This window comes from Magnetococcales bacterium (assembly GCA_015231755.1).
Taxonomy (GTDB): domain Bacteria; phylum Pseudomonadota; class Magnetococcia; order Magnetococcales; family Magnetaquicoccaceae; genus Magnetaquiglobus.
Genome location: JADGAZ010000024.1, coordinates 24,690 through 49,386, shown reverse-complemented (window position 1 = coordinate 49,386; position 24,697 = coordinate 24,690). Strand labels below are relative to the sequence as shown.

Here is a 24,697-nt window from a genome sequence, read left to right as displayed (position 1 = left end):
GTTTGTGTGATCGGCCACAAAAAAACCGTGTCTTCCCAAGGAAGGCACGGTTTTTTTGTGGGGATGAAACCGGATGCAAAGCGAACGGCTACCGGGAGGAGGCGATGCGGCAGGTCTCCGAGCAGAACAGACGTTCTCCCCGGGTGATGGCGGAGTCGGGGGGAATCAGGGTGGCGCATTGGGCGCAACGCACCAACGGGGTGGCGGATCCTCCCCGGGGCAACTCCTGCGACCGGGGACGGGGCAGCAGGCTCCGGACCAGTCGATAGAACAGGTAGGCTGTGGCCAGCAGCAGAAGCAGTCGGAGCAGGAACATGGAACCTCTTGGCAATCGTCTGGAATGCTTTAAAACACCATGAAGCGGGGAGGGGCTGTGGCGGATTGATGCGGGACCGGATCCGGCAGGGCGGGGGGCGCGTCTGATCCGGCCCTGCGCCCCCTGCCAACCATCCGGAATTTAGCGCCAGCCCGCCCGTTTTTCGCACTCTCTCACCACATGGGGGTGAGCGCTTTCCCACGCGCTGAGGGAGCGTCTTTCGTTGTCGGGCATTTTATCGCTCACACATTCGCAATAAAGTTCCACGGTTCTGCGGGGTTGTCCCTCCCGTTTGTTTTCCCGGACGCACTGTTTGTACTGGGCGCGATCATTGGCGCGGTTTTCCCGCACTTCGGGGGGAGGCGTGTCACGATCCCGCCGTGGTTGGTCACCCCGCACGCGACCTTCGTTTTCGTAGCGCGCTTGATCGTGGCGCAGTGGAGGGGTGTCGTATTGGGTGCAGCCTGCGGTCAGAACGAGCGCGCCAAGCAGCAGAGGGAAGATTTTATTCATGGTTGTCTCTCCGGACCGTGGGTCAATGGAGCGTGAATAATAAACAAAAATTGCATGGGAGTCGAATCAAAAAAAAAGGGGAGCCGCATGTCCGGTTCCCCCTTTTTTTGATGCATCAGGCGCGCATCCACCAGGATCGGTGGATGCGACTGGCTTACTTCCAGCCCGCTTCCTTCTCGCACTGGGCCATTTCTTTCGGATGCGACTTCTCCCACGCGGTGATGGAGAGGGTTTCGCCTTCCGACATCTGATTGTTCATGCAGGAACAATAGATGGCCACGGTCGCTTCGGATTGGCCTTCACGATTGTTGTCTTTAATGCACTTCGACACCCATGCCACATCATCGGCACCGGCCATTGCCGATCCACTGGCGAAAGTCAAAGCCATGGTCATGGCACCAAGAACCATTGCAGCGCGCAGCATTTTCATGAATTGGGATCTCCTTGACGGTTTTTATGGGTGATAGGGTTGTGTTGTACTGAGGGATGGATGATCCGCTCGTGTGATACAGGCATGATTTCTTTTGATGGCTTGCAATCAGAGTCAAACGATCAAACCGGCATGAACGTCAGAAAGTTCTGACAGCATCCGATTTTTTTAAAAGTGGAACTCTGTGCCTGAACACGAAAGGGAAGATAATGTTACAGGCTGGCAAAGTCAACCGTGTGAAACGATGTTGGAGTGTTTTTTGTTAAGTCGGAGTTAAGGGCGGTGTGTGTGGCGTTCTTTGTCGTCATGCCGCGAATTATGGCGTGGGCACATTGCCGGGAAAGCAACAGGGTGAATGATTGTCCATTTTTACGACACCCCGTTTTTTTCAGGGAAGGATCCGATCCGGGGCGTGTGATGCGGCCCCGGATCGGGATGGGTGTCATTCGTTCGGTTTGGTCTTCGGCTCCTGGCGGGGTTGGAAATCCTCTGCCAGCACCGCCACCAGGGAGTCGGCGAGCTGGTTCATGGCTTCGGTTTCGGCGCGCATGCGGGCGGCGCGGCTGGCGGTGCCGGAACTGGGTTCGTAATAGGTGGCCATTCCCTTGACCAAAGGATAACCCGGCTTCTGGGGCTTGCCATCCACTTCCAGTTCGGGACGGGCGGTGATGGTCACCCGATACTGGTTGGCGCGACCGGAACTGTCCTCCAGGATCAGATCCCGGGTGATCGCATTCAGACGCACCCGCAAACGTCGGGGATCCGTCACCGAACGTCCGGTGGCGAAGGGACCCATCCGGGTCACCAGGATTTCGTCGAGCAGGCGGGTCAGCACCGCGTCTGCTCGCACCCCTTTTTGCACCCCTTCGACGGTCAGTACCGTCTTTCCCCAGCGGCCATGTTCCTGGTTGTCGGACATCCGGTCGGCGGGAAAACGATAGCCGCAGCCGGAGACCAGCAAAAGCAGCAACACCCCGCTCAGGCCGGCACGGGTCATCAGTCGATGGGTGGTCATGGGCGCTCCCGGATTGTCAAGAGGAAGGGGGTCATGTTACGAACGGACCACGATGTTGACCAGTTTGCCAGGAATGGTCACCATCTTGACCACGCTCTTGTCCGCCAGATGCTGCTGAATGTTGGCGTCGTTCAGGGCCATCTGCTCCTGCATGGCCGCCGGGGCGTCGGCGGGCACGGTGATCCGCGCTCGGAGCTTGCCGTTGACCTGCACCACCACCGTCAGCTCCGCCCGTACCAAAGCCGCGGGATCGGCCTGGGGCCAGCGGGCCGCGTGCAGCCGGTCCGGCATGCCGAGCGCCTCTTGCCACAACTCCGCCGTGATGTGGGGGGCAAAGGGATTCATCACCACCACCACGGTTTCCGCCAGCTCCCGCAGGGTGGCCGCCTCCTCGCCGCTCAACACCTCGGTTTGCGCCTGATTCAAATGGGCGCTGGCCGCGTTGATCAGCTCCATGACTGCCGAAATGGCGGTGTTGAACTGATGGCGGGTCATGTCCCGGGTCAGCTTGTCGATGGTTTCGTGGGTCTTGCCCCGCAGCGTCCGCAAGGCGGGAGCCTCCGGCATGGAGCAAGCCGCCGCCGCGCCGGGAGTCCGTTCGACGATCTGATGGACCAGACGCCACAACCGGTTGAGAAAACGCCACGCCCCGTCCACTCCGGTGTCGCTCCACTCCAGATCCTGTTCCGGCGGGGCCGCGAACAGCATGAAGACGCGGGCGGTATCCGCCCCGTATCCCTGGATGATCTCGTTGGGATCCACCACGTTGTGTTTGCTTTTGGACATCTTTTCGTTGCGGCCCACCTGGATGGGCGATCCGCAGTCGGCGCAGAGCAGTTTGCCGTCTCGTTCCGTGCTTTCATAAGGATAGCGCCAGCCGTGTTGCGGGCAGCGGTGGGTATCCTTGCGCACCATGCCCTGGGTCAGCAGACGGGTGAACGGTTCGTCGCAGCCCACCTGATCCACATCCCGCAGCGCCTTGTGAAAGAAGCGCGCGTACAAAAGATGCAGGACCGCGTGTTCCACTCCGCCGACATATTGATCCACCGGCATCCAGTGATCCACCCGCTCCCGGTCCAGGGGAGCGGTTTTCAGATCCGGAGAGCAGTAACGCAGAAAATACCACGACGACTCCATGAAGGTGTCCATGGTGTCGGTTTCCCGTCGGGCCGGCTCCCGGCACACCGGGCAGGAGACGGTTTTCCAGGTGGGATGGCGGTCCAGAGGGTTGCCCGGCTGACCGAACAACTCCAGCACATCCTCCGGCAGCCGTACCGGCAGATCCGGGACCGGCACCGGCACCACGCCGCAGTGGGGACAGTGGATGAAGGGAATCGGATTGCCCCAGTAACGTTGCCGGGAGATGCCCCAGTCCCGCAACCGGTACTGGATTTTGGCTTGACCGATCCCCAGAGAGGCGAAACGTTCCGCCACCTGTTTTTTGGCGGTTTCGTTGTCCAGACCGTTGAAGGGGCCGGAGGCGGTCAGGATGCCGGGGCCGGTGTAGGCTTCGTTCATGGTGGCCGGATCAAGGGTCGTCCCGGCGGGCTGAATCACCACCCGGATGGGCAATCCATGGGAGCGGGCAAACTCGAAATCCCGTTGATCGTGGGCCGGTACCGCCATCACCGCGCCGGTTCCGTAGCTCATCAGCACGAAGTTGGCGATGAAGATGGGAATCTGCTCTCCGGTCAGAGGATGGATGGCCAGCAGACCGGTGGGATATCCTTTTTTTTCCAGCCGTTCCAGGGTCTCTTCGCTGGTGCCGCTCTGTTGGCATTCCCGGATGAAGGCCTCGGCCGCCGGATCCCGGGCCGCCACCTGGGTGGCCAGGGGATGCTCCGGGGCGATGGAACAAAACGTCACCCCCATGATGGTGTCGGGGCGGGTGGTGTAGACCGGCAGGGTGGCGCTTTCCCCCTCGATGGCGAACGCGAACTCCACCCCGTGGCTTTTGCCGATCCAGTGGGTCTGCATGGTGCGCACCGTATCCGGCCAGCCCGTGAGGGTGTCGATTCCAGCCAGCAGTTCATCCGCGTAGTGGGTGATCTTGAGAAACCATTGGGACAGCTCTTTGCGTTGCACCGTTGCGCCGCTGCGCCATCCCTTGCCGTCGATGACCTGCTCGTTGGCCAGCACGGTATGATCCACCGGATCCCAGTTGACCAGGGACTGCTTGCGGTAGATGAGTCCCTTTTCGTACAGCTTGAGAAACAGCATCTGCTCCCAGTGGGCGTAATCCGGATCGCAGGTGGCAAACTCCCGCGTCCAGTCGTAGGCTAGTCCCATGGACTTGAGTTCCCGCCGCATGGCGGCGATGTTGTCGTAGGTCCAGGATTGGGGATGTTTCTTTTGAGAGATGGCGGCATTTTCCGCCGGCATGCCGAAGGCGTCCCACCCCATGGGTTGCAGCACGGCGTGTCCCAGCAGCCGCTTCTGACGGGCGATGGCGTCGCCGATGGCGTAGTTGCGCACATGCCCCATATGGATCCGCCCCGAAGGGTAGGGAAACATCACCAGAAGGTAGAATTTTTCACCGCTTCCGTTTTCGTCAGCCCGGAAGCTCTGCTCTTCCTCCCAGATCCGTTGCCATTTGGCTTCCACTGCTTGGGGATTGTATTTTTTCATCGTTTCCATTCCATCCGAAGACAAGGGCGCGGGTTTCAACCCGTCATTTGGTCAGCAATACTTCCAGGGATTCGGCATCCAGAATGCGTTCGCTCCAGTCGTGCAGACGCTCCAGATCCGCCTGTTCGACCTGTTGCGCCGCCCACTCCGGCACCAGACCATAACGTCGCCTCATCTGGCGCAACAGAATCGATACCGCCGCTTCTCGGCGTCCTTCTTGGAGCCCTTCTTTGAGTCCTGTGTGGCGTCCTTCTTGGAGCCCTTTTTGGAGCCCTTCTTGGCGTCCTTCTTGGAGCCCTTTTTGGAGCCCTTCTTGGCGTCCTTCTTGGCGTCCTTCCTGACGCGCTTTCTGGTTTTGTCGTCGTTGTTCTTTCAGGAGCATGGGACCCAGGACTTCATTTTCCATCACATTGAATGTCAGTGCCATCTCGGTAGCCTCCGTTTGAATGGTGTGTTCCAGTTTGCGCAGTCGGGAGAGCAGCAACAATCGTGTCAGGGCGTCGGAGCGGGCCTTGGGTGGCCGTTCGCTGATGCGCAACAAAATTTTGCGGATTGTGCGGCGGGGTTGATCCATGCGACACAAGACCGCCAGTATATTCTCCTCCAACGTCGGACTGGCCAGCAGTTCACGACAGTCGATGTCGCGAATATCCACCACCTCAAAACGAAACGACAAATCCGGTTCATCGATGACACCCCGGGTGCGCCATTTTTTCTCGCCGACATAAAGCACCTTCTGGAACAATGGACTCTCCGGATATCTTTGCCGGATCAAGGCGCGGTAGATCAACATGCGCCATTCCATCGGTTCCGGGTTGCCCTGCAATTCCAGGTGGAACAGCGCCTGGTCTTCCAGCAGAAACAGGCAGTCCGGAATGCGTTTTTGCGTGGAGGCGAACTCCACCGGCAGTTGGCCCACGGCCCGGCGACCGATCAAAAGGTGCAACAGGTGCTGGGGCGGCTGCTCGAACAGATCCTTGAAGGTGGTATCGTATTGCGACCGGTTGGTGGTCGGTGGATGGGCCTTCATTCGTTTTTTCGCCGTATTTTCTCAAGAAATGCACGCTGTCGTGGATACCGATTGACGGGTTTGCAACCCTTTTGTTAGGGTATCACGAATGCAGGCAAGGCGGCAAACGGCTTTATCGGTGTTGCGCCACGGGACCGTGAGGGATCGGTCGTTCGGTTCGCTGTCCGATGGGGAGGGGGAAATGAAACGTTCTGGCATGGGAGCGCGGGTTCGATGGATCGGGATGGTGGGGCTGCTGTGTCTGGTGGTGGCCGGATCGATGGGCCTGTCGTCCGCCGGGGAGAAACGGGAACTGGTGTTGCTCAACTGGCCCAATTACATGGATCCATCCCTGGCGCGGCGTTTTGAGGAGCAGACCGGCATCCATCTGCGCACCGTGGAGTTTGAAACCGACGAGACCCGTGACGAACTCCTCGCCCGTACCCAGGGCAAGGGATTCGATCTGTTCGTGGTCAGTGGCGAGCGGGTGCAAGGTTATGTGAAGAAAAACTGGCTCGCGCCCCTTGGACCCGCAGAGGTCGGGCATCTGCAACATGTCCCGTCCCGTTGGCTCGACTCGTATCCCGGTGTGCGAGGGTTTGCCGCGCCGGTGTTGTGGGGCACGTTCGGCATCGCCTATCGGCAGGATCTGGTTCCGGATCCCCCCACCACCTGGAAAGGGTTGATGCAGCCCGAGGAACGCTTTCGTAAGCGCATCATCTTGGAAAAAGAGTCCGTGGATTTGATGGGCATGGCCATGAAGGCCATGGGACACTCCTGGAATCATTACGAGGAGTCGGCCATCGAGGAGGCTAGGCGCATGCTGATGGCGCAAAAACCTTTCGTGCGTGCCTATGGTTATCCATCGTTTGACAGCAAGTCGGCGTTGGTGACCGGCGAGGCGTGGCTGGCTTCGGTGTTCAACGGCGACGCTTTGACTCTGAAGGATCTGGATGATCGCATCGGATTCATCGTGCCGGAGGAAGGCAGTGTCTTGTGGGTGGATTGTTTGGTGGTGGCGGCGGGTTCGACCCGCAAGTCTGACGCCTACGCCTTGATTCAGTTTCTCCACGAACCGGCCCACGCGGCCCAGTTGGCGCAGCATCTGCATTTTGCCACCGTCAACCAGGAGGCCGAACCGTTGTTGCGCCCCGAACACCGGAACAATCCGGTGATTTATCCTCCAGAGACGGTGTTGACCCGTTCCGAGTTCGTCGCCAAGCCTCCTCCCCGGATCGACCGGCGCTACAAGGAGATCCTGCGGGCTTTGCTCAATTGAAGGTTTGACCTTTTAGGTCAAAGAACAAAGGGAAAAAAGGTAAAGAATGGTCCTCCTGTGGAGACGTTTGTTTCCGAACGGGTTGGCCCTGCGCAGTTATCTGATTCTGGTGTTGCTGCCCCTGGTGAGCGTACCGTTGCTGACCGTGGGGTGGATCGCCGCAGAACAGGTGACCCGTACCGCCACCCAGCACGCCTTCAATACGGTGCGACAACTGTTGCGCGATACCCGTGGGGAGGTGTCGGCCCGTTTGGCCACGGTCGGGGCCAATGTGGCGTTGTTCGCCGGCAATCCGTTGTTGAAAGACTATCTCGCCACCGAAGATGAAGAAAGCCGCTACGGCATTTTGCAACTGCCTTTGCTCAATCTGTTCGCCAGTTACGCCAAGGTTTATCCCGATTATTACGAAATGCGCGTGTTGTTGCCCGATGGTACCGAAGAGGCCCGCCACGCGGTGGTCGGTCTGCCCAACCGGGCGGAACATGAAGGCAATACCCCCTGGTTCAACCGGTTTGCGGCGGTCAATCGGCAGTCTGTGTTCATGGAGTTGTTCCGCAATCCGGATAACGGGGAATGGGCCTTTCTGGTGGCCCGGAAGGTGTTTGGGCGCGGCGCGAGCCAGGATCCCACCGAGCCGGAAACCTGGCGGGGAGGAGTGGCCATCACCACGCGGCCCGATTTTCTGCACGACCGGATCCATTCGACCCGGATTGGCGCGGGGGGATTCCTGTTGGTCACCAACGAGACGGGAGAGGTGGTGTTCGCCCCCGGTTGGGCGGATTTGCCTTTTGGTCTGCTCGCTCCGGCGCTTTGGACCCGGCTGGCGGCGGGATCGCAGGAGGAGGAGCCGGGGGTGGAACCGCTGCGGGTGGAGTGGTCCGGGGGGGAGGCTTTGGTGATGGGCATTCGTTTGCCCCAGGGATTGCGTCTGTTCGCGGTGACCCGGGCCGAGGAGTTTGCCGCCACGGCCCGTCCCATGGGGTGGGCCGTGGCGGCGGTGATGCTGGTGAGCGCCCTGCTGGTGTTGCTGCTGGTGCAAGCCGCTTTGAAACGGATTGTCTTCGATCCACTGGTCAAGCTGTCGGGGGCGGTCCGGGATGTGGGGGCCGGATCGCTGGATACCTCCATCGATCTGGGATGGGTGCGGGAATTTGTTTTTCTGGCGGAGAGTTTCAATGTCATGGTGGAGGATCTGCGTCTTTCCCGAGAGCGGATCCGGCAGCAAAGCGAACAGTTGGAGCGGGATCGGGTGAAAGGGGAGTTTCTGGCCCGCATGAGCCATGAGATCCGTACCCCCTTGAACGCCATCATCGGATTGGGGGATCTGGTGCGTCAGACCGCGCTGGATGCCAAACAGCGGGACTATCTGGTCCGGATGGAAGGGGCCTCCCGGCAGTTGTTGGGGATCATCAACGATATTCTCGACTACTCCCGGATCGAGGCGGGTGGTTTGACCCTGGACGCCATTCCCTTGTCGGTGGACGATGTGCTGCAGCGGGTGATCGATCTGATTAACGTCTCCATGATGGAAAAGCGGCTGGAATGGTGGCTGGATCGCCCGTTCGCCTTTCCGGCGGGATTGCGGGGGGATCCGCTGCGGCTGGCCCAGATTCTGATCAACCTGTTGGGCAATGCGGTCAAGTTTACCCATCGGGGCGGCGAGGTGATTCTGGGGGTGTCGGTGGTCCGGGAGGAGCGCACGGCGGTTCAGATGCGTTTTTCCGTGCGGGATACCGGCATCGGCATGACCCAGGAGCAGTGTGCCCGTCTGTTTCGGCCCTTTTCCCAGGCGGATGGTTCCATCACCCGTCAATACGGCGGGACCGGTCTGGGGTTGGCCATCAGCAAGCGGCTGGTGGAACGGATGGGGGGAGGCATTCGGGTGGTGAGCGCCCCGGGGGTGGGCAGCGAGTTCATTTGCGAATTGTCGTTGGCCCGTGATCCGGCGGTGGGGGAATGGGGTCACAGGGGGGCGGCGTTGACGGATGTGGAGGTGTTGATTCTCTCCGAACGCATGACCGCTCGACGGTTCCTGGCCCGGATGACCACGGAACTGGGCATGGCGGTGCGGGTGTTCGCCACGTCGGAAGCGGCGCTGGAGTCGTTTGGCAGTCAGCCGTGCGCCCGGGTGATTCTGGATGTGGAGCAGGGGGAGCGGATTCGGGTGTGCGGGGCGTTGCGGGGGGTGTTTTCCGGGGTGCGGATTGTGGCGCCTGTGCCGCTGGATCCGGAGGAGGAGCGGAAACCGGTGGAGGTGGATGCGTGGCTGGACAGGCCGATTCTGCCGAAGTCTTTGCAAGTCGAGCTGTTGGGGAGTGGGCGTGTCGGGGAGGAAGAGGCCTGCAACTCCCAGGACGGACCGGTGCTGGAGTCCTCCGGTGGGGAGCGGGTGTGCGATCCTTTTTTTGCCGGAGTCCGTTTGCTTTTGGTGGAGGACAACCTGCTCAACCAGATGGTGGCCCGGGAGATCCTGGCGGATTTTGGCCTGAAGGTGGAGATCGCCGGCAACGGGGTGGAAGCGGTGGAGCGGGTGGCGCGGGAGGCGTTCGACGGGGTGTTGATGGATCTGCAGATGCCGGTGATGGATGGTTTGACCGCCACCCGTCGCATCCGTTCGATGCCTGATTGCGCCACGTTGCCGATTGTGGCCATGACCGCCCAGGCCATGCCCGGAGACCGGGAGCGTTGCCTGGATGCGGGGATGAACGATTATCTCGCCAAGCCTATCGAGCGTCGGGCGTTGGGTGTGGTGTTGGCCCGGTGGCTCTCCCCCCGGACCGGACCGGTTTTTGCCGGGGAGGTGGCGACTTCGGGTATGGCGGCACCGGTCGGAGTCGATCCCTTTCCCCCCGATGGGGTGGAGGGGGTGGATCTGGAGGAGGCTTTGGAACGTCTGGGGGGCAAGCGTCTGGTATTGCGTCGGCTGCTGGAATCGTTTTGCCGGGACCATGGGGATGTCACCACGCAGTTGCGCACCCTGCTGGCCGGATCCGGGCCTGCCGCGTTGGTGGAGGCCGGGGCGTTGCTGCATGGCGTCAAGGGTATGGCCGGCAATCTGGGAGCGCGTTTGATCCGGGGGCTGGCGGGGGAGATGGAAGAGACCATCCATGCCGGGGAGATCCCCTCGGAAGAGGCGTTGGGTTATTTCGAGGCGGCTTGCGCACGGTTGTGCCGGTCTGTGGCTGCCTTGCCCGAGGTGCTGGAGCCGGAGACGGAATCTGTCGATCCCTTGTCAGCGGGGGCCGAGGGGCCGGAGGGGACGATTCCGGAGTGGATCGAGGCGTTGCGGGAACGGTTGAGTCACAACGATCTGGATGCGGAGCGTTGTCTGAAGGGGTTGGAAACGGTGTTGAGTGCCGGGAACGGGGAGTGTCGGGAGTGGTTGCCTGCCGTCGGGGAGTGCATGGACCGGTATGACTTTGAAGGTGCCCTCAAGGCGCTGGAGAAACTGGCCGAACGGCTCGGCGTGACGGAATCGGAGGGGAGAGTCTGAACGGATATGGAAATCAACGCCAGGCGTGCCGCGATGGGATTGGTGGTGTTTGTTGTCGGGGTGATCGGTGTCGGCGGGTTGGTGTTGGATCGCATGCAGCGGTTGTCGGGATTGACGGAGCAGATCCATCATCATCCTTTCGCCGTTTCCAATGCTGTCTTGCGGGTTCGGGAGCAGGCGGCGGCCATGCGTCTGGGGGTGATGGAGTCGTTGCAGGAGCAGGAGATGGATTGGGAGCGGCTCTCCACGCGTCTGGAAGGGCAGGAGCAGAAGGCGCGGGAGGATTGGCATCAGGTTCAGGAGCGTTATCTGGGGGATCCGGCCCAGGTGCGGGCTTTCGGGGAGGCCTTGACGGGCTGGATCGCGTTGAATCGCGACATCCTGGTGGCCCGGCGGGATCGGGGGGTGGAGACGGCTCTCCAAGTCATGCGTTTGGAAACTGACAGACGATTTCAGCGGATGGTTGAAACCAGCGACACGATTTTGTTTTTTGCCAATAACAAGGCCATCGAACTGCGCCAGCAGGCCGATCAGCAGTTGCGCTGGGTGACCTGGGTGGGTTTGGGACTGATTGCGGGCCTGTTCGGCATCGGGGGTTGGCTGGCGTGGCGCATGAGCGGTCGTTTGCGGATTGCGGAGCAGGCGCGGCGACACAGCCAGAATGCGTTCCAGGAACAGGCCACCATGCTGGAAAATTTGGTGTTCACGGCGTCGGATCTGGCGATCGTGGCCACGGATGAGGCGCTGGTGGTACGGATTTTCAATCCGGCGGCGGAACGGTTGTTCCACTTGCGGGTGGATGAGGTGGTGGGCCGTCGGGTGTGGGATCTCCATGACCGTCTGGGGGTGAGCCGGGAACAACTGGAGGCCGGTTTGACCCGGGTGGGCCGGGTGGGTCACGAACAGTTCGAGTCCCATGATCCCTTGGCCCATGGGGGACGGATTCTGGAGGTGCGTGTCTCCTTGATTCTGGATCGGGAGCGGCGTCCGGTGGGACATCTGCTGCTGGCCCGGGATGTGACCGAGGCCCGGCGCGCCGCGGAACGGCTTACCCGTTCCGAAGAGAAGTTCCGTCTGCTGATGGAGTCGGCCCGGGATGCCATCATCGTGGCCGACGCGGACACCGGTCTGATCCTCGATGCCAACCGACAGGCGGAAACTCTGTTGAAAATGCCGATGGCCGAGATCGTCGGCATGCACCAAAGCCGGCTGCATCCCCCCGAGGATCGGGCGCGCTATCAGGAGACTTTCCGCAGTCAGGTGGAAAGCGGCGGCGGTTTTGTCGCCAATGTCCAGGTGGTGAACCGTATCGGGGAACGGATTCCGGTGGAGATCAATGCCGGGGTGATCCGTCTGGGGGGACGGCGGGTGATCCAGGGGATCTTCCGGGACGTGACCGAACGCCATCACGCCGAACAGGCGTTGCGCTGGGCCATGGAGTCCCTCACCGCCAGTCAGAGCCGTTTGCAGGGGATTTTGGACCACTCCCGCACCGTGATCACCCTCAAGGATCCCCGGGGTCGGTATCTGCTGATCAACCGGCGTTTTGAAGAGTTGTTCGGGGTGCGGGAGGCGGCGTGTCTGGGGCGGATGGACGAGGATCTCTTTCCGGTGGAAATGGCGGAGCGCGCCCGTGTCAGCGACGCCCAGGCTCTGGGGGAGGGGCCTTGCGAAGTGGAGGAGAACTGGATCCATCCCGATGGGGTGCGCACCTACATCGTGGTGAAATTCCCTCTGATCGATCCTCGGGGCCTGACCACGGCGGTGTGCGCCATTGCCACGGAGATCACCGAGCGCAAGCGCATGGAAGAGGAATTACGGCAGCTCAACGTCTTTCTGGAAAAACGGGTGGCGGAGCGCACCTTGGAACTGGAGCGTTCCAACCGGGATTTGCAGCAGTTCGCCCATGTGGCTTCCCACGATCTACAAGAGCCGTTGCGGCAGGTGAGCGGCTTCGCGCAACTGCTTTCCCGGCGCTATCGGGGCCAGTTGGACGAAAAAGCCGATCAGTTCATCGATTACATGGTCGATGGCACCCGCCACATGCAGGAGTTGATCGAAGCCTTGTTGAGTTTTTCCCGGGTCAACACCCACGGCGCCCCCCTGACGCTGATCTCGGTGGAACGGGTGGTGGATCAGGTGTTGCGCAATCTGGCTACGTCCATCACCCAGTCCGGCGCGGTGATCACCCGGGAGCCCTTGCCCGAATTGTTGGGGGATTCGTTCCTGTTGGTGCGCATGTTCCAAAACCTGATTGCCAATGCCCTCAAGTTTCACGGCGAAGAGGCGCCTCGGGTGCATATCGGGGTGGAGGCGTTGGAATCCTTCTGGCGTTTTTCGGTGCGGGACAACGGCATCGGCATCGAGGAGCGTCATCAGGAGCGTATTTTCGTGATCTTCCAAAGGCTGCATACCCGAAGTACCCATCCGGGTACCGGTATCGGCTTGGCCATCTGCAAACGGATCGCCGAGCGTCACGGAGGAGAGGTCTGGGTGGAGTCCGAAGTGGGAAAGGGCAGCACCTTTTATTTCACCATGGCCCGTTGATTCTGTTTTTTTCCCCCTGGATGCGTTGTTGTCACGGTCACACGGATCCGTTGCGTTCAAGCGGTTTTCTCCTTTTACAGGAGAGGGTGCTTTTTGATATTCTCCGCGTCCAATAGTCGGCATGGAATGTTTGTCATGCCGACCAGCTCCGTTGTTGCTGCTCTTTGGCGTGTCATCTTTCAGGATCGTTGTCAGTCAATCTGGTCTTTAAACCATCAGGAATGGGGCAAAAATGAATAAATTGTTGAAATGGTTGCTGCCATTGGTCATGGTGGTGGTGATGTTTCCCGGCGGCACCGCAATGGCCAAGACGTTCAAGATTGGTGTGTTGGCCCCGTTGACTGGTCACAGCGCGGAAAAAGGGATTCCGATCCAGCGTGCGGCGGAGTTGTTTGTGGAGCAATACAATCAATCTTCTGGGCGGGATGGCGACAAACTGGAACTGTTGGTCCGGGATGATTTCGATGATCCTGAAAAGGCCACAGCCGTTGCCAATGAGTTGGTCAAGGATGAGGCCCTGCTTGCCGTCATGGGGCACTACTATCCGGCCACGGCCTTGGCGACCGCGAAAGTCTTCAACGCCGCCAAGATCCCTTTTCTTTCCCCCTATGTGACGGGTGAAGAGCTGTTGGAGGCCAATCAGTCGGCATTCGCCCTGAATGTGACGGAAGAGGAACAGGGGGCTTTTCTGGCGGTCTATACCAAGGAAGTCCTGAAAAAAGATAACATCCTGTTGGTCCACAATACGGGTCACATGGGATTGAATCTGAAAAAGGCCTTTATGGACAAAGCGGCCCACATCAACTTGACCGTCACCAAAATCGTTCCTGCCGAACGGGAGTTGAGTGACAAGGATTGGGCAGCCAAGAATTTGTCCGATGCCGCCATGAATAAACAATTTGGCGCGGTGGTCGTGCTGGCCCGTTCCGAGACCGGGTTGGTGGTCCTGCCGCAGTTGCGTGAGCAGGGCATCAAGCAGCCGGTGGTGGCGACAGCCAACTGGACCAATGACAAATTCCTCGAAATGTCGGAAGAATACACGGATGGCGTGTATGTGACCTCGCCCTTTTTGTGGGACATCGCCAACGAAAGCGCTTCGATGTTCGCCAGGGATTACGAGAAGAAATATCACAAGAAACCCACGTTCGCGGCGGCCATGACCTGGGACTCGCTCCTGTTGCTTTCCAAAACCATCGAAGGGTTGGAAAAGCCGGATTCCGGGAAGGCGGTCAGTCGTGCCAGCGTTCGGGAATTTCTGAGCAATATTGATTGGCAGGATGCCATCAACGGCGTTACCGGCATGCTTTATTTCAAGAACAAGCATGACAAAACAAAGGAGTATGTTGACCAGTACCTGGCAAAAACCAGCAAGCGCCCGGAAGGAGCCCAGGAAACAGGAGAGGCGGCGGGATCCAAGCTGGCTGACAAACCCATGCCGCATGCGACCTCCGATGCGAAAGCAGGCGTGACAGGCAATCGCAGTGTCCCCCGTGATATTTATGTCTCAAAAATCGAGAAGGGCCGCTACAAGGTGGCGCCTTTGCAACTTGTCAAGCCCCGGGAGGAGTATGTCCTCAAGGAGTTGGATGAGCGGATACATAAAGGCTATGTCGCGATTTTTGATCGTGTCCCCTATCATCTGGTCGATGTGGTGTTTGTCGGGGTGGATATCGTCAGAATCACCGATGTCAACATCAAGGATATGATGTGGAATGTGGACCTGTTCATGTGGTTCAAGTGGACCTCCAGTCAATTGGCGGTGCAGGATATTGAAAAAATTGTTTCCATCAACGCCTCCAATGAAAAATCCGTCCTGTTCATGGAGGATCTGTCCCATGCGACCAAATTTCGCTCCTACAACAAACGCCTGACCCTCAACACGCCGTTCAATCTGGCCGCTTTTCCTTTTGATTCTCAGACGTTGCGTTTGAGTATCGGCCATATGAACAAGAATTCAACCCATCTCATGCTGGTGCCGGACTCGCGCCATATGGATGATACGCCCATCAAGGATATCAAACCACAGGAGTGGGACTATCAAGGGCGTGAAGTCTTCTCCAATCTGTTTCGTTATGCCTCCACCTTCGGGAATCCGGATTACCGTTTGTTCAAGGGGTACAAAAGCCCGGTCTACTATTCGACGGTCAATCTTGAAATTGACATCAAGCGCATCCTGCAACCCTACCTCTACACCTTCTTCCTGCCTTTGCTGATTATCCTGGGGATCAATCTGTTGATCCTGTGGGTGCCTGTGGATCAGTTCGCCCCCCGGATCAATGCGTCCCTTTCCGGTTTGGTGGGTATTCTGGTGTATCACATGTCGCAGAAGAACACCTTCCCGAAGGTGGGCTATACGATGTTTGCCGATTACTACTTCCTGCTGGCCTACGCCTTTGTGGTGACGATGATTTTCTCCAACATCGTCGTGCAAAGAATGATTTCGGAAGGTCAGAAGGATCAAGCCAAAATGTGGAATCGCAAACTTAGCATCGGCGCCAATTTTGTCTCCGTGATTGTCTATGGACTCATGACTGCCTTTGGAATCTATTTCGCCGAATAAAAAACCATCCGCGGGGTTGCCGGAAGTCCGGTTGGACCGGCAACCATTGAATCGAAAAGGAGAAAATGGCATGTTTTTTCAGACTTGGGCTGCACTGGAGTCGGGCAAGAAGAGCCTCGTCTTGCTGGTGGCGATCATCACGTTGGCGGTCTATGCCTACGTGATTCATCTGAGTGCATCGGTGCTGTCCGTCAACAAGAACGACGCGAGTTCCCACCATCTGACGCGCATGGATCCCACCAAGGTGGAACCCGGACATACCCCTCCGGATCCTTTGCCGGAACAAGGGGATTATGTGAAGGTCAAGATTGGCTCGTATGTGGACAGCATCGACAGTCTGTCGATCAAGGACTCCTCCTGGAGTGCCAATTTTTATCTCTGGTTCAGTTGGAACGGACCCAAAGAGATCGATCCGGGCAGCAAGTTCGTCATCGTGGATGGCACCATCGTCAAGAAGGATCTGCTGGAGGAGTATCACGGCAGTGATCAGACCCACTATCAGAAATTCCGGGTTTCCGCGAAATTTTTGAAATTTTTCGATACCATGCGGGTGCCGATCGAAAACCACATGCTCAACATCTTCATCGAAGACGGCGCCCGGGACGGGACCAAACTGCGTTATGTGGCGGACCCGACTTCCAACATCAGTTCCCGGGTGAAGATTCCGGGTTTCAATCTGATCAAGAACAGCAATACCTCCAAACCCCATACCTACAAGTCCTCCTATGGGGATCCGCGCAAGGGGGATACCGATAAGAAAACCTTTACCCAGTATGTGGTCGGGATCGAAATCCAGCGCAGCGGCATGGGGGTCTATGCCAAGATCTTCATCTCCTTGTTCGCGGCCCTGGCGTTGGCGCTTTCCAACTTTTTCGTCAAGCCGTCGGATGTGGGACCGCGTTTTTCCCTGCCATCGGCGGCCTTCTTCGGCGCGGTGGCCAACTCGTATGTGGCCAACTCCATCCTGCCCCCCTCCGGCTCCTTCGGGCTGGTGGACTATGTGGCGGGCTTCGGCATGGCCACCATCTTTCTGACCATCGCCCTCTCCTTGATCTCGAATTATATTTTCGTCAAAAAGGATGACAAGGCCATGGCCTTTGTATTGGATCGCATCATGTTCTTCGTGGTGGGCCTCTGCTGCGTGGCCGCCAACATCATTCTGCCGGTCAGCGCCTTCGGTTGAATTTTCCCCTCTGTTCTTTTGTCCCGGCGGTTTGCGGGGACCGGAAAGAGGCTGGATCCGTCACATTGTGACAGTCGGGAATGATTCCGGCCTTCGTGGCCTGGATCCTCTTCCCGACTGTTTGTTTTGGTGGAATTGGGGTGGTTTCTTGAGGATGGGTCAGGTGGGGATCCGACTCAAAACGATACCTTCACCCCCAGGGAGGCTTCCTGTTCATCCATGTCCTGGATCAGACCGTGCTGATCCACGCGGATGGCGTTGCGTTTGCCGCTTACCACGAGGCTCCAGGCGGGGTTGAGGGCATATTCACCCCGCAGTTCCCATTGATTTTCCCGCCAGTGGCTGGCGGTGGGGGAATGGCGATTGGGAAAGGCGGCCAGCAATGGTTCCCAACTGCCCGCGTCGGCGATGGCGGCGGTGGCCCGCACCCGGCCATGGCGCAGCTCCAGAGTGTGGCCGTCCCGTTGCATGCCCAGACGCAGATCCGTGCGTTGGCCGGTTTCGGTGAGGTCGTTGTTGCGGGTCAGGTAACTCTCCCGCCCCTCGCCTCCGACACGCTCCATCGAAAATTGCCAACTTTGTCCCGGCCCCGTTTCCAGGTGGAGATAAAATCCGAGGTTGTCCGTCACATCATCGAGCTGACGGGCGATGATGCTGCCGCTCTCCTCCCCCCGGTTGAGCATCAATCCCGTGGTGATGGCGGAAAATCCCAGAATGTCACCCCGTCGGATTCCTCCCTGCCAGGTCCACCGTTCCGCCACCAGGCGGCGCGCCGGAAAGGCGCCGGGGATGAAGGCCAGAACCTGCTCCTTGCCCGTGAAGGTGGTGCGTCCATCCACTGCCCAACCGGGGGCGAAAGGGAGGAGCAGGGTCAGGGTGCCTTGATTGTCATGGCGGTGGATCCGGGTCCGATAGCCGGTAAAGCCGGTTTCGGCGTCGATGTCGTTGGTCTTGAAGGATCCTCCCAGCTTCAGATCCCCGTGTTGCCAGTTGAGGCGACCACCGTATTCCAGGGAGTCGTTCTGCCGGCTGTCCCGACCGATGGGGTGATCCGTGGCCCCGTGGGAGGTGCCGATGGCCAATCCCCCTTCCACCACGCCGGAGGCCAATCGGCCACTGCTGCCCCAGGCGACACGATAACGCCAGGAGTCCCAGGGTTCCGCGGGGGTGCGCAGGGTGTTGCCGAAAAGCAGATGGCCCCGGTCCGCGGCAGGCAGAATTCTCGGACTGAAGTTCATGGACTCCCCGGATTCGTTGCCCGCCAGCAGGGAAAACTGTCCCAGACCGGTACGGGCTTCCCCCGCAAGGGTCAGAATCCGGGTATGGAAATCCAACGAGTCGCGGAAACCCAGTTCGCTGCGGATGGAATAGGGAAGGGGCGGATCGGTCTGGACGCTTTCTGCGGCCACACACCCGGGGACGAATCCCCAGGTTGCGACCAGACCGAGCACAGACAGGCAAGAGCGGCGATCACGGGGGTTCCAGAACGGCGGACTAGGCTTCACGTATCGGGCCTGTCAGGAGGCGCCGGTGGATGATTTGGCATCGCCACTGCTGTAGTTGAACACCACCAGTTCCGCCAGACGGGGAGGTGCGGAGATTTTGCACACGTCGGCCAATTTGTGATTCAACAGTTCGACACCCTCTTCGGTGTCGTCCACCACCACATCGGCTTGGATCCAGCAGGGGTCATCCGGCGGAATGCCGGTGAAATTGATGGTCTTCACATCCTTGCGTTCCCGTTCCAGGATGCCCAGGGCCAGCCGTTGCAGCCGTTCCAGGTCATCGTCCGACACGCCGAAACGTTCCAGCAGGGCGCCGCTTTTGGCGATGGAGTCCGCCTCTTCGATGGGGCGGGTCGGGTTGATGCGGCTCCACTCCCCCATCCAGCGCACCCCTTCTTGAATGCGTCCCGTGGCCAGGGTGGTGACGATCAACTCGGCCAACAGATCCAGATCGTCGGGATTGTCTTCGTACAAGAGCCGGTATTGTTCCCGGGCCTCGAAAAACAGACCCAGGCGCGCCAGACAGGCCCCGTATCCGTGCCGTACATCCGGATCGTTGCCGCTGTGCCATAGGGCATTCTTGAAATGTCCCCGCATCACATCGGACTTTTCTTGCAACGTGGCGATCAGGCCAAGCAGGTAGAAGGCCCGGATCGGCTCTTGGCGGCGGTGTTCCCCGATGATCCGCTCCAACCGCTTCAGTTCGAACTCGAAGCGTTCCGTCGCGATGGGGGAGGCCCATATGCCCTGCAAACGGGCCAGGATTCCATCCAGGATTTCGTCACGGTTTGAATCGATCATCATCATTATCATGCGCCTCCTTCGGCGGGGAGGGCTGTAAGGGGTGGCCCACCCGTTGACCGTTGCGGTCAATGAAAACATTCCCTGATCAATTTATCGAACATGCGCCGCTTTCTCTTGAGAGAAAAATAGATCCGAACCGAAAAAAAGCTGCGACCTCATTTCAGACCCTCCAAACGTCTGGCCAGCCAGGATTCCGCCTCCCCGGTCAAAGGCTCCGCTTCGGACTGTGCCGCCTCCAGGGCCGTGATCCGCCAGAACGCCTGCCTTGCTTCCGCATCGGGAATCCGTTCCACCACCCGGGGGCGCCAGCGACCGAACACCTCGGCCAACTCACTCCAGCCGGGTTCCAGCCAAGCGTCGATGCGCTCCTTCAACACCCGGGACAAAGCCGGACTGCGCCCCCCGCTGCCCACCGCCACCACCACCTCCCCCCGGCGCACCACCGCCGGCACCAATAATCCGCTGCTGCCCGGATCGTCCGCCGAATTGCACCACAGACCCCGTTGGGCGCACAGTCGGGCCACCTCCCGGTTGCGCTCCGCCAAATCCGTGGCCGCGAAGACCAGCCATGGTCTGGGTGGTCGATCCAGCATCGATTCTGCGAAAAGAGACGACCAGTGGGTGATCCTTCCCCCGAGTACCCATTCGCTCACCACCGGATCCAAAGCCGGCGCCACCACCGTCACCCGCGCCCCGCTGGCCAGCAATCCTTCGATTTTGCGCCGCGCCACCCGGCCCCCCCCCACCACCAGAGTCTCCTTGTCCTCCAAAACCAGTTCCGCCATGTAATGGGGCATGTTATGGTGATCCATTGGCTTGACCCTCTCCCGAAAGGTGCTTTGTGATGTCCGATACCCACATCATCATTCGCGGCGCCCGCGAACACAATCTGAAAAACGTTAATCTTGCGTTGGGTTCGGGACTGGTTGGGGAGTCTTGGCGGAAGGGGTTGGTTTTTCACTTGATCTTTTTTGAGATTTGTATATAATTTTTGCCATCATTGATTGGCAGATTTCTTGCATTTGTGTTTTTCGGAGAGTGTTGTGCATACGATTATCAAATTTGATGCGGGCATTCTTGAATGTACGCAACGGGAATGGAGGGAGTTTCTTGATCGTCAAATGGGTGTCATTCCTGCCAGTGATTACGAGGGATCATTGCTGAAAGCCGAACAGTTTGTACAAAAGAAATCCAGTCCGTATGAATTTATCTATTCGGTTCCAAAAGATCAGGACAGTTGTGTGGCGGATTTGATTTTAACTGTGATGTATGCCGCGCCGAATCGTCATGATGCCAATGATGCATGGTTGAAATTGTTGGATGTGCGACCTGCGCCTTGGTATAATTCTGGTGTCGAGTATGATGCGACCAGATTGCCTGAAGTGTTGCCTGAAGTGATTGTTGAAGTATTGTCTCTGACTTACGAAACACACCCTTCCAGTCGTTTGAAGATTTATGGCCATGAACCCATGGGTAGAGAATTCTTGCAAGCGATGGCTGGTACGTTAAGAAAAATCAGTGCATTGTCAATTTCTGCTCATGGAAATTGGCTGGTGATCGATAAAAAATGATACCATGAGTCTGCCGGGTCAAGCAGGACAGAATCACCCTTACCTATTGGAGAAATAAAAAATGATTTCCATCGACATTAGCACGAAAGAGAAATTCCTTGAAAACAGGGCACCTCTTGTCGATGTTTTCAAAATCGCCATTCGCGAGGCCATGGCGCAAATGGGAGAAGATATCCAGGGGGTGCCGTGGTTCAATCCTCGATGGGATGAATATGTGAAATCTTGTTATCAGATTGCATCCTGAGCAATCTTATGTATTCAGGAATCAAAAAACCCGCCTCTGGCGGGTTTTTTGATTCCGGATCGACGACTTTAGCCCAAATTATGCCGATGTCCGATACCCACATCATCATTCGCGGCGCCCGCGAACACAATCTGAAAAACGTTAATCTCGCATTGCCGCGTCACCGGCTCACGGTGATCACCGGGGTGTCGGGTTCCGGGAAATCCTCCCTGGCCTTCGATACCCTCTCCGCCGAAGGGCAGCGTCGGTATGTGGAGTCCCTGTCCGCCTATGCCCGGCAATTCTTGAGCCTTCAGGGCAAGCCGGATGTGGATGCCATCGAGGGACTTTCCCCCTCCATCTCCATCGAGCAGAAAGGCACCAGCAAGAATCCCCGCTCCACCGTGGGCACCGTGACCGAGATTCACGATTATCTGCGTCTGCTGTTCGCCCGGGTCGGTCGGCCCCACTGTCACGGCTGCGGTCAGCCGATCCAAAGCCAAAGCATCAGTCAGATGGTGGATACCCTCATGGCCCTGCCGGAAAAAACCCGTCTGCTGCTGCTGGCTCCCGTGGTCTACGACCGCAAGGGGGAGTACAAGAAGGAATTGGCCGCCCTGGCCCGTCAGGGATTCACCCGGGTGGTCATCGATGGGGAGACCTACGATTTGGATCAACTGCCCGTCTTGAACAAAATGGTGAAACACACCATCGACGCCCTGGTGGACCGGATCGTCATCAAGCCGGGGCTGGAGACCCGGCTGGCCGACTCCCTGGCCACGGCTCTGGGGGTGATGGAGGCGTTGGGACTCAAACATCAGGCCGGAGGGGTGGCCAAGGTGAAGGTGCTGGACGAACCGGTCCACGAAATGATCTTCAGCGAGCGGCACGCCTGTCCCACCTGCGGCATCTCCTATCCGGAGATCGAGCCGCGCATGTTTTCGTTCAACAGTCCCCACGGGGCCTGTCCGGAGTGTGACGGCCTGGGCAACAAGCCCTTTTTCGATCCCGAACTGGTGATCCCGGATCCCGACTGTTCCATCCACGACGGCGCCATCGCGCCTTGGAACAAACCCACCGCCCATATGGCCCGGGAGTCTCTCCAGACCTTGAGCGCCCATTACGGCTTTGACATCCACCTGCCCTGGAAGGATCTTCCCGAGACCGTCCGCGCCATTCTGCTCAACGGCTCGGGCAGCGAGAAGATCGTGTTCCGGTTTCGCGGACCCCGGGGATCCTTCACCACCTCCCGCCCCTGGGAAGGGATCTTGAAAAACCTCGAACGGCGTTTTCTGGAAACCGAATCCGACGAGGTGCGGGAGGAGTTGCATCCGTTCCGTTCTTCCGCGCCCTGTCCTTTGTGTCACGGCAAGCGGTTGCGCAAGGAGGCGTTGCACATCCTGATCGATGGGCACAACATCGCCGAGCTTTCCGCCTTGTCTTTGGATCGGGCCGCCGAACGTCTCGACACGTTGCCTCTCACCCCCATGGAACGGGCCATCGCCGATCGTATCCTCAAGGAGTTGTTGGAACGGTTGCAGTTCTTGCGCGCCCTGGGGCTGGACTATCTGACCCTGGACCGCTCCGCCGCCACTTTGTCCGGTGGAGAGGGGCAGCGTATCCGGCTGGCCAATCAGATCGGTTCCGGGTTGACCGGGGTGTTGTACATCCTGGACGAACCGAGCATCGGACTGCATCAGCGGGACAATCAACGGCTGTTGGACGCCTTGTTCCGGCTGCGGGATCTGGGCAATACCGTGGTCATGGTGGAACACGACGAAGAGGCGATCCGGCGCGCCGATCACGTGGTGGACATGGGACCGGGAGCCGGGGAACACGGAGGCCGGGTGGTCTCCGAGGGGACTCCGGCCCAGATCATCGCCGATCCCGCCTCGTTGACCGGGCGGTATCTGGGGGGATTTTTGTCGATTCCCATGCCGTCACGGCGGCGGGCGCCGGATCCGGAACGGCAGATCCGTCTGCACGGCGTCACCACCAACAATCTGCGACAGGTGTCGGCCTCGATCCCGTTGGGTCTGCTGGTTTGCGTCACCGGGGTGTCGGGTTCGGGCAAGTCCAGTCTGATCCTGGATACCCTGCTGCCGGCTTTGACCGCCCGGCTGGGACAGGGGCATCTGCCCGGAGGGGTGTTCGAGGAGATCACCGGCCTGGAATGGCTCGACAAGGTGATCCACATCGACCAGTCCCCCATTGGTCGTACACCCCGCTCCAATCCCGCCACCTATACCGGCTTGTTCACGCCGTTGCGGGAGTTGATGGCCAGTGTGCCCGAAGCCAGGGGACGGGGATATCAGGCGGGTCGGTTCAGTTTCAACGTGAAGGGGGGGCGGTGTCAGGCCTGTTCCGGGGATGGATTGATCAAGATCGAAATGCACTTTCTGCCCGACATCTTCGTGCAGTGCGATGTCTGCCGAGGCAGCCGCTACAACCGGGAGACCCTGGAGATTCAGTATCAGGGCAAGAACATCGCCCAGATTCTCGATTTGACCGTGGACGAGGCCGGGGAGATGTTTCAGGCCATTCCCGCCTTGAACACCCGTCTGAAGACCTTGAAGTCGGTGGGATTGGGCTATGTACGGCTGGGGCAGGCGGCCACAACCTTGTCAGGTGGCGAGGCGCAACGGGTGAAGATCGCCCGGGAATTGGCCAAACGGGCCACGGGGCGTACCCTCTACATTCTGGACGAACCCACCACCGGTCTGCATTTCGACGACATCCGCAAGCTGCTGGAGGTGCTGGGGCAGTTGGTGGAGGCGGGCAACACCGTGGTGGTGATCGAGCATAATCTGGATGTGATCAAGACTGCGGACTGGATTATCGACCTGGGCCCGGAGGGGGGGAGTCAGGGAGGGGATGTGGTGATGGAAGGTACACCGGAACAGTGCGCGCTCCAGGAACGCTCGTGGACCGGTCGTTTTCTCAAACCCATTCTGGACCCGATGTGTGCATGAAAAGGGCTTGCGCCCCGATCCCCCCCCTTGGAATCAACCCCCACTTCCCCTCGCCAACCCGAGATCACTCGGCGTCGTTGGTGCCTTTGCGACGCGAATCCCGCAGCTTGTCCCCCAGACCGGCTTCGATGGCCAGGGCGCGTCGTTTGTCCGAGTAGGAGGGAGCCACCATGGGAAAGCTCTTGTCCAGATCGAACATGCCCCGGTATTCATCGAAGTCGATTTTGTGCGACCGGGTCAGATGACCTTTGAGCGCTTTGCAAGCTTTGCCGCAGATCAGACAGATGACCGCGTCTTCGGTGACGGCTTGATCAATGGAAACAAACGGCACGGTTTTCTTTTTTTCAGTGCCGGACGTGGTGACCGGGGGTTGTTCTTCCTCTGTTTCCACAGTTTGAGCGGCCTCGCGCACCGTGGCCACGGTTCCACCCGATGACAGCACGGTCAAGGTTTCAAAGACCTGGGTGAGCAGCGTGGGTAATTCACGGGCCTGGACCTCATTATTGGATACGTATGCCTCAATGATTTCTGCGGCATGCTTGAGCAAATCAGATGACATCATGGGACTCCTTTAAACTTGTAAATGCCTTGTTGTAGATTTTTCGTATAATATTTTTCCTGGACCATGAACTGTCAAGACCTTTTTTGC

At 58.9% G+C, this 24,697-nt stretch carries 18 protein-coding genes; 8 read left to right on the top strand and 10 right to left on the bottom strand.

Annotation, left to right across the window (positions count from 1 at the left end):
- Positions 1–88: 88 nt before the first annotated feature.
- The 6 genes from HQL98_14250 to HQL98_14225 all read right to left on the bottom strand — a co-directional run bounded on the left by HQL98_14250 (position 89) and on the right by HQL98_14225 (position 5,932).
- Positions 89–316: a hypothetical protein gene (locus HQL98_14250; protein MBF0273208.1), complete on the bottom strand. Its 228-nt coding sequence runs from the start codon at positions 314–316 to the stop codon at positions 89–91.
- Positions 317–457: 141 nt separating this feature from the next.
- Positions 458–829 carry a hypothetical protein gene (locus tag HQL98_14245; GenBank protein MBF0273207.1) on the bottom strand — a complete coding sequence of 124 codons (372 nt, stop codon included), beginning with the start codon at positions 827–829 and terminating at the stop codon, positions 458–460.
- 154 nt (positions 830–983) lie between these two features.
- On the bottom strand, positions 984–1,259 hold the full coding sequence (locus HQL98_14240; GenBank protein MBF0273206.1) for a hypothetical protein: 276 nt from the start codon (positions 1,257–1,259) through the stop codon (positions 984–986).
- A 442-nt stretch (positions 1,260–1,701) separates the two neighbouring features.
- A complete protein-coding gene (locus tag HQL98_14235; GenBank protein ID MBF0273205.1) occupies positions 1,702–2,274 on the bottom strand; it encodes a hypothetical protein in 573 nt (190 codons plus the stop codon).
- A 36-nt stretch (positions 2,275–2,310) separates the two neighbouring features.
- Entirely contained in the window at positions 2,311–4,911 is a 2,601-nt protein-coding gene (locus HQL98_14230; GenBank protein MBF0273204.1) for a leucine--tRNA ligase, read from the bottom strand.
- A 34-nt stretch (positions 4,912–4,945) separates the two neighbouring features.
- Positions 4,946–5,932 (bottom strand): DUF4351 domain-containing protein, encoded by a 987-nt coding sequence (locus HQL98_14225; protein MBF0273203.1) that lies wholly within the window; start codon positions 5,930–5,932, stop codon positions 4,946–4,948.
- Between the two features lie 181 nt (positions 5,933–6,113).
- Between HQL98_14225 and HQL98_14220 the strand changes: the two genes are divergently transcribed.
- The 5 genes from HQL98_14220 (at position 6,114) to HQL98_14200 (ending at position 16,973) form a co-directional block, all read left to right on the top strand.
- Positions 6,114–7,190: a spermidine/putrescine ABC transporter substrate-binding protein gene (locus HQL98_14220; GenBank protein ID MBF0273202.1), complete on the top strand. Its 1,077-nt coding sequence runs from the start codon at positions 6,114–6,116 to the stop codon at positions 7,188–7,190.
- 46 nt (positions 7,191–7,236) lie between these two features.
- On the top strand, positions 7,237–10,683 hold the full coding sequence (locus tag HQL98_14215) for a response regulator (protein MBF0273201.1): 3,447 nt from the start codon (positions 7,237–7,239) through the stop codon (positions 10,681–10,683).
- 6 nt (positions 10,684–10,689) lie between these two features.
- A complete protein-coding gene (locus HQL98_14210) occupies positions 10,690–13,230 on the top strand; it encodes a PAS domain S-box protein (GenBank protein ID MBF0273200.1) in 2,541 nt (846 codons plus the stop codon).
- Positions 13,231–13,462: 232 nt separating this feature from the next.
- Positions 13,463–15,790, top strand: coding sequence for an ABC transporter substrate-binding protein (locus HQL98_14205; protein ID MBF0273199.1), 2,328 nt, complete (start codon positions 13,463–13,465; stop codon positions 15,788–15,790).
- 70 nt (positions 15,791–15,860) lie between these two features.
- Positions 15,861–16,973 carry a hypothetical protein gene (locus HQL98_14200; GenBank protein ID MBF0273198.1) on the top strand — a complete coding sequence of 371 codons (1,113 nt, stop codon included), beginning with the start codon at positions 15,861–15,863 and terminating at the stop codon, positions 16,971–16,973.
- 176 nt (positions 16,974–17,149) lie between these two features.
- Here the strand turns inward: HQL98_14200 and HQL98_14195 are convergent, their stop codons facing one another.
- The 3 genes from HQL98_14195 to HQL98_14185 form a co-directional block, all read right to left on the bottom strand.
- On the bottom strand, positions 17,150–18,382 hold the full coding sequence (locus HQL98_14195) for a hypothetical protein (GenBank protein MBF0273197.1): 1,233 nt from the start codon (positions 18,380–18,382) through the stop codon (positions 17,150–17,152).
- 108 nt (positions 18,383–18,490) lie between these two features.
- A complete protein-coding gene (locus tag HQL98_14190; protein ID MBF0273196.1) occupies positions 18,491–19,291 on the bottom strand; it encodes a hypothetical protein in 801 nt (266 codons plus the stop codon).
- Between the two features lie 146 nt (positions 19,292–19,437).
- Complete coding sequence (locus tag HQL98_14185; GenBank protein ID MBF0273195.1) at positions 19,438–20,079, bottom strand: bifunctional precorrin-2 dehydrogenase/sirohydrochlorin ferrochelatase; 642 nt, start codon at positions 20,077–20,079, stop codon at positions 19,438–19,440.
- A gap of 246 nt (positions 20,080–20,325) precedes the next feature.
- Between HQL98_14185 and HQL98_14180 the strand changes: the two genes are divergently transcribed.
- The 3 genes from HQL98_14180 to uvrA all read left to right on the top strand — a co-directional run bounded on the left by HQL98_14180 (position 20,326) and on the right by uvrA (position 24,048).
- Entirely contained in the window at positions 20,326–20,853 is a 528-nt protein-coding gene (locus HQL98_14180; GenBank protein MBF0273194.1) for a hypothetical protein, read from the top strand.
- A 61-nt stretch (positions 20,854–20,914) separates the two neighbouring features.
- Positions 20,915–21,097: a hypothetical protein gene (locus HQL98_14175; protein ID MBF0273193.1), complete on the top strand. Its 183-nt coding sequence runs from the start codon at positions 20,915–20,917 to the stop codon at positions 21,095–21,097.
- 86 nt (positions 21,098–21,183) lie between these two features.
- Entirely contained in the window at positions 21,184–24,048 is a 2,865-nt protein-coding gene (gene uvrA, locus HQL98_14170; protein MBF0273192.1) for an excinuclease ABC subunit UvrA, read from the top strand.
- 64 nt (positions 24,049–24,112) lie between these two features.
- Here uvrA and HQL98_14165 read toward each other — a convergent pair whose 3' ends face one another.
- A complete protein-coding gene (locus tag HQL98_14165; GenBank protein MBF0273191.1) occupies positions 24,113–24,610 on the bottom strand; it encodes a MucR family transcriptional regulator in 498 nt (165 codons plus the stop codon).
- Positions 24,611–24,697: the final 87 nt, after the last annotated feature.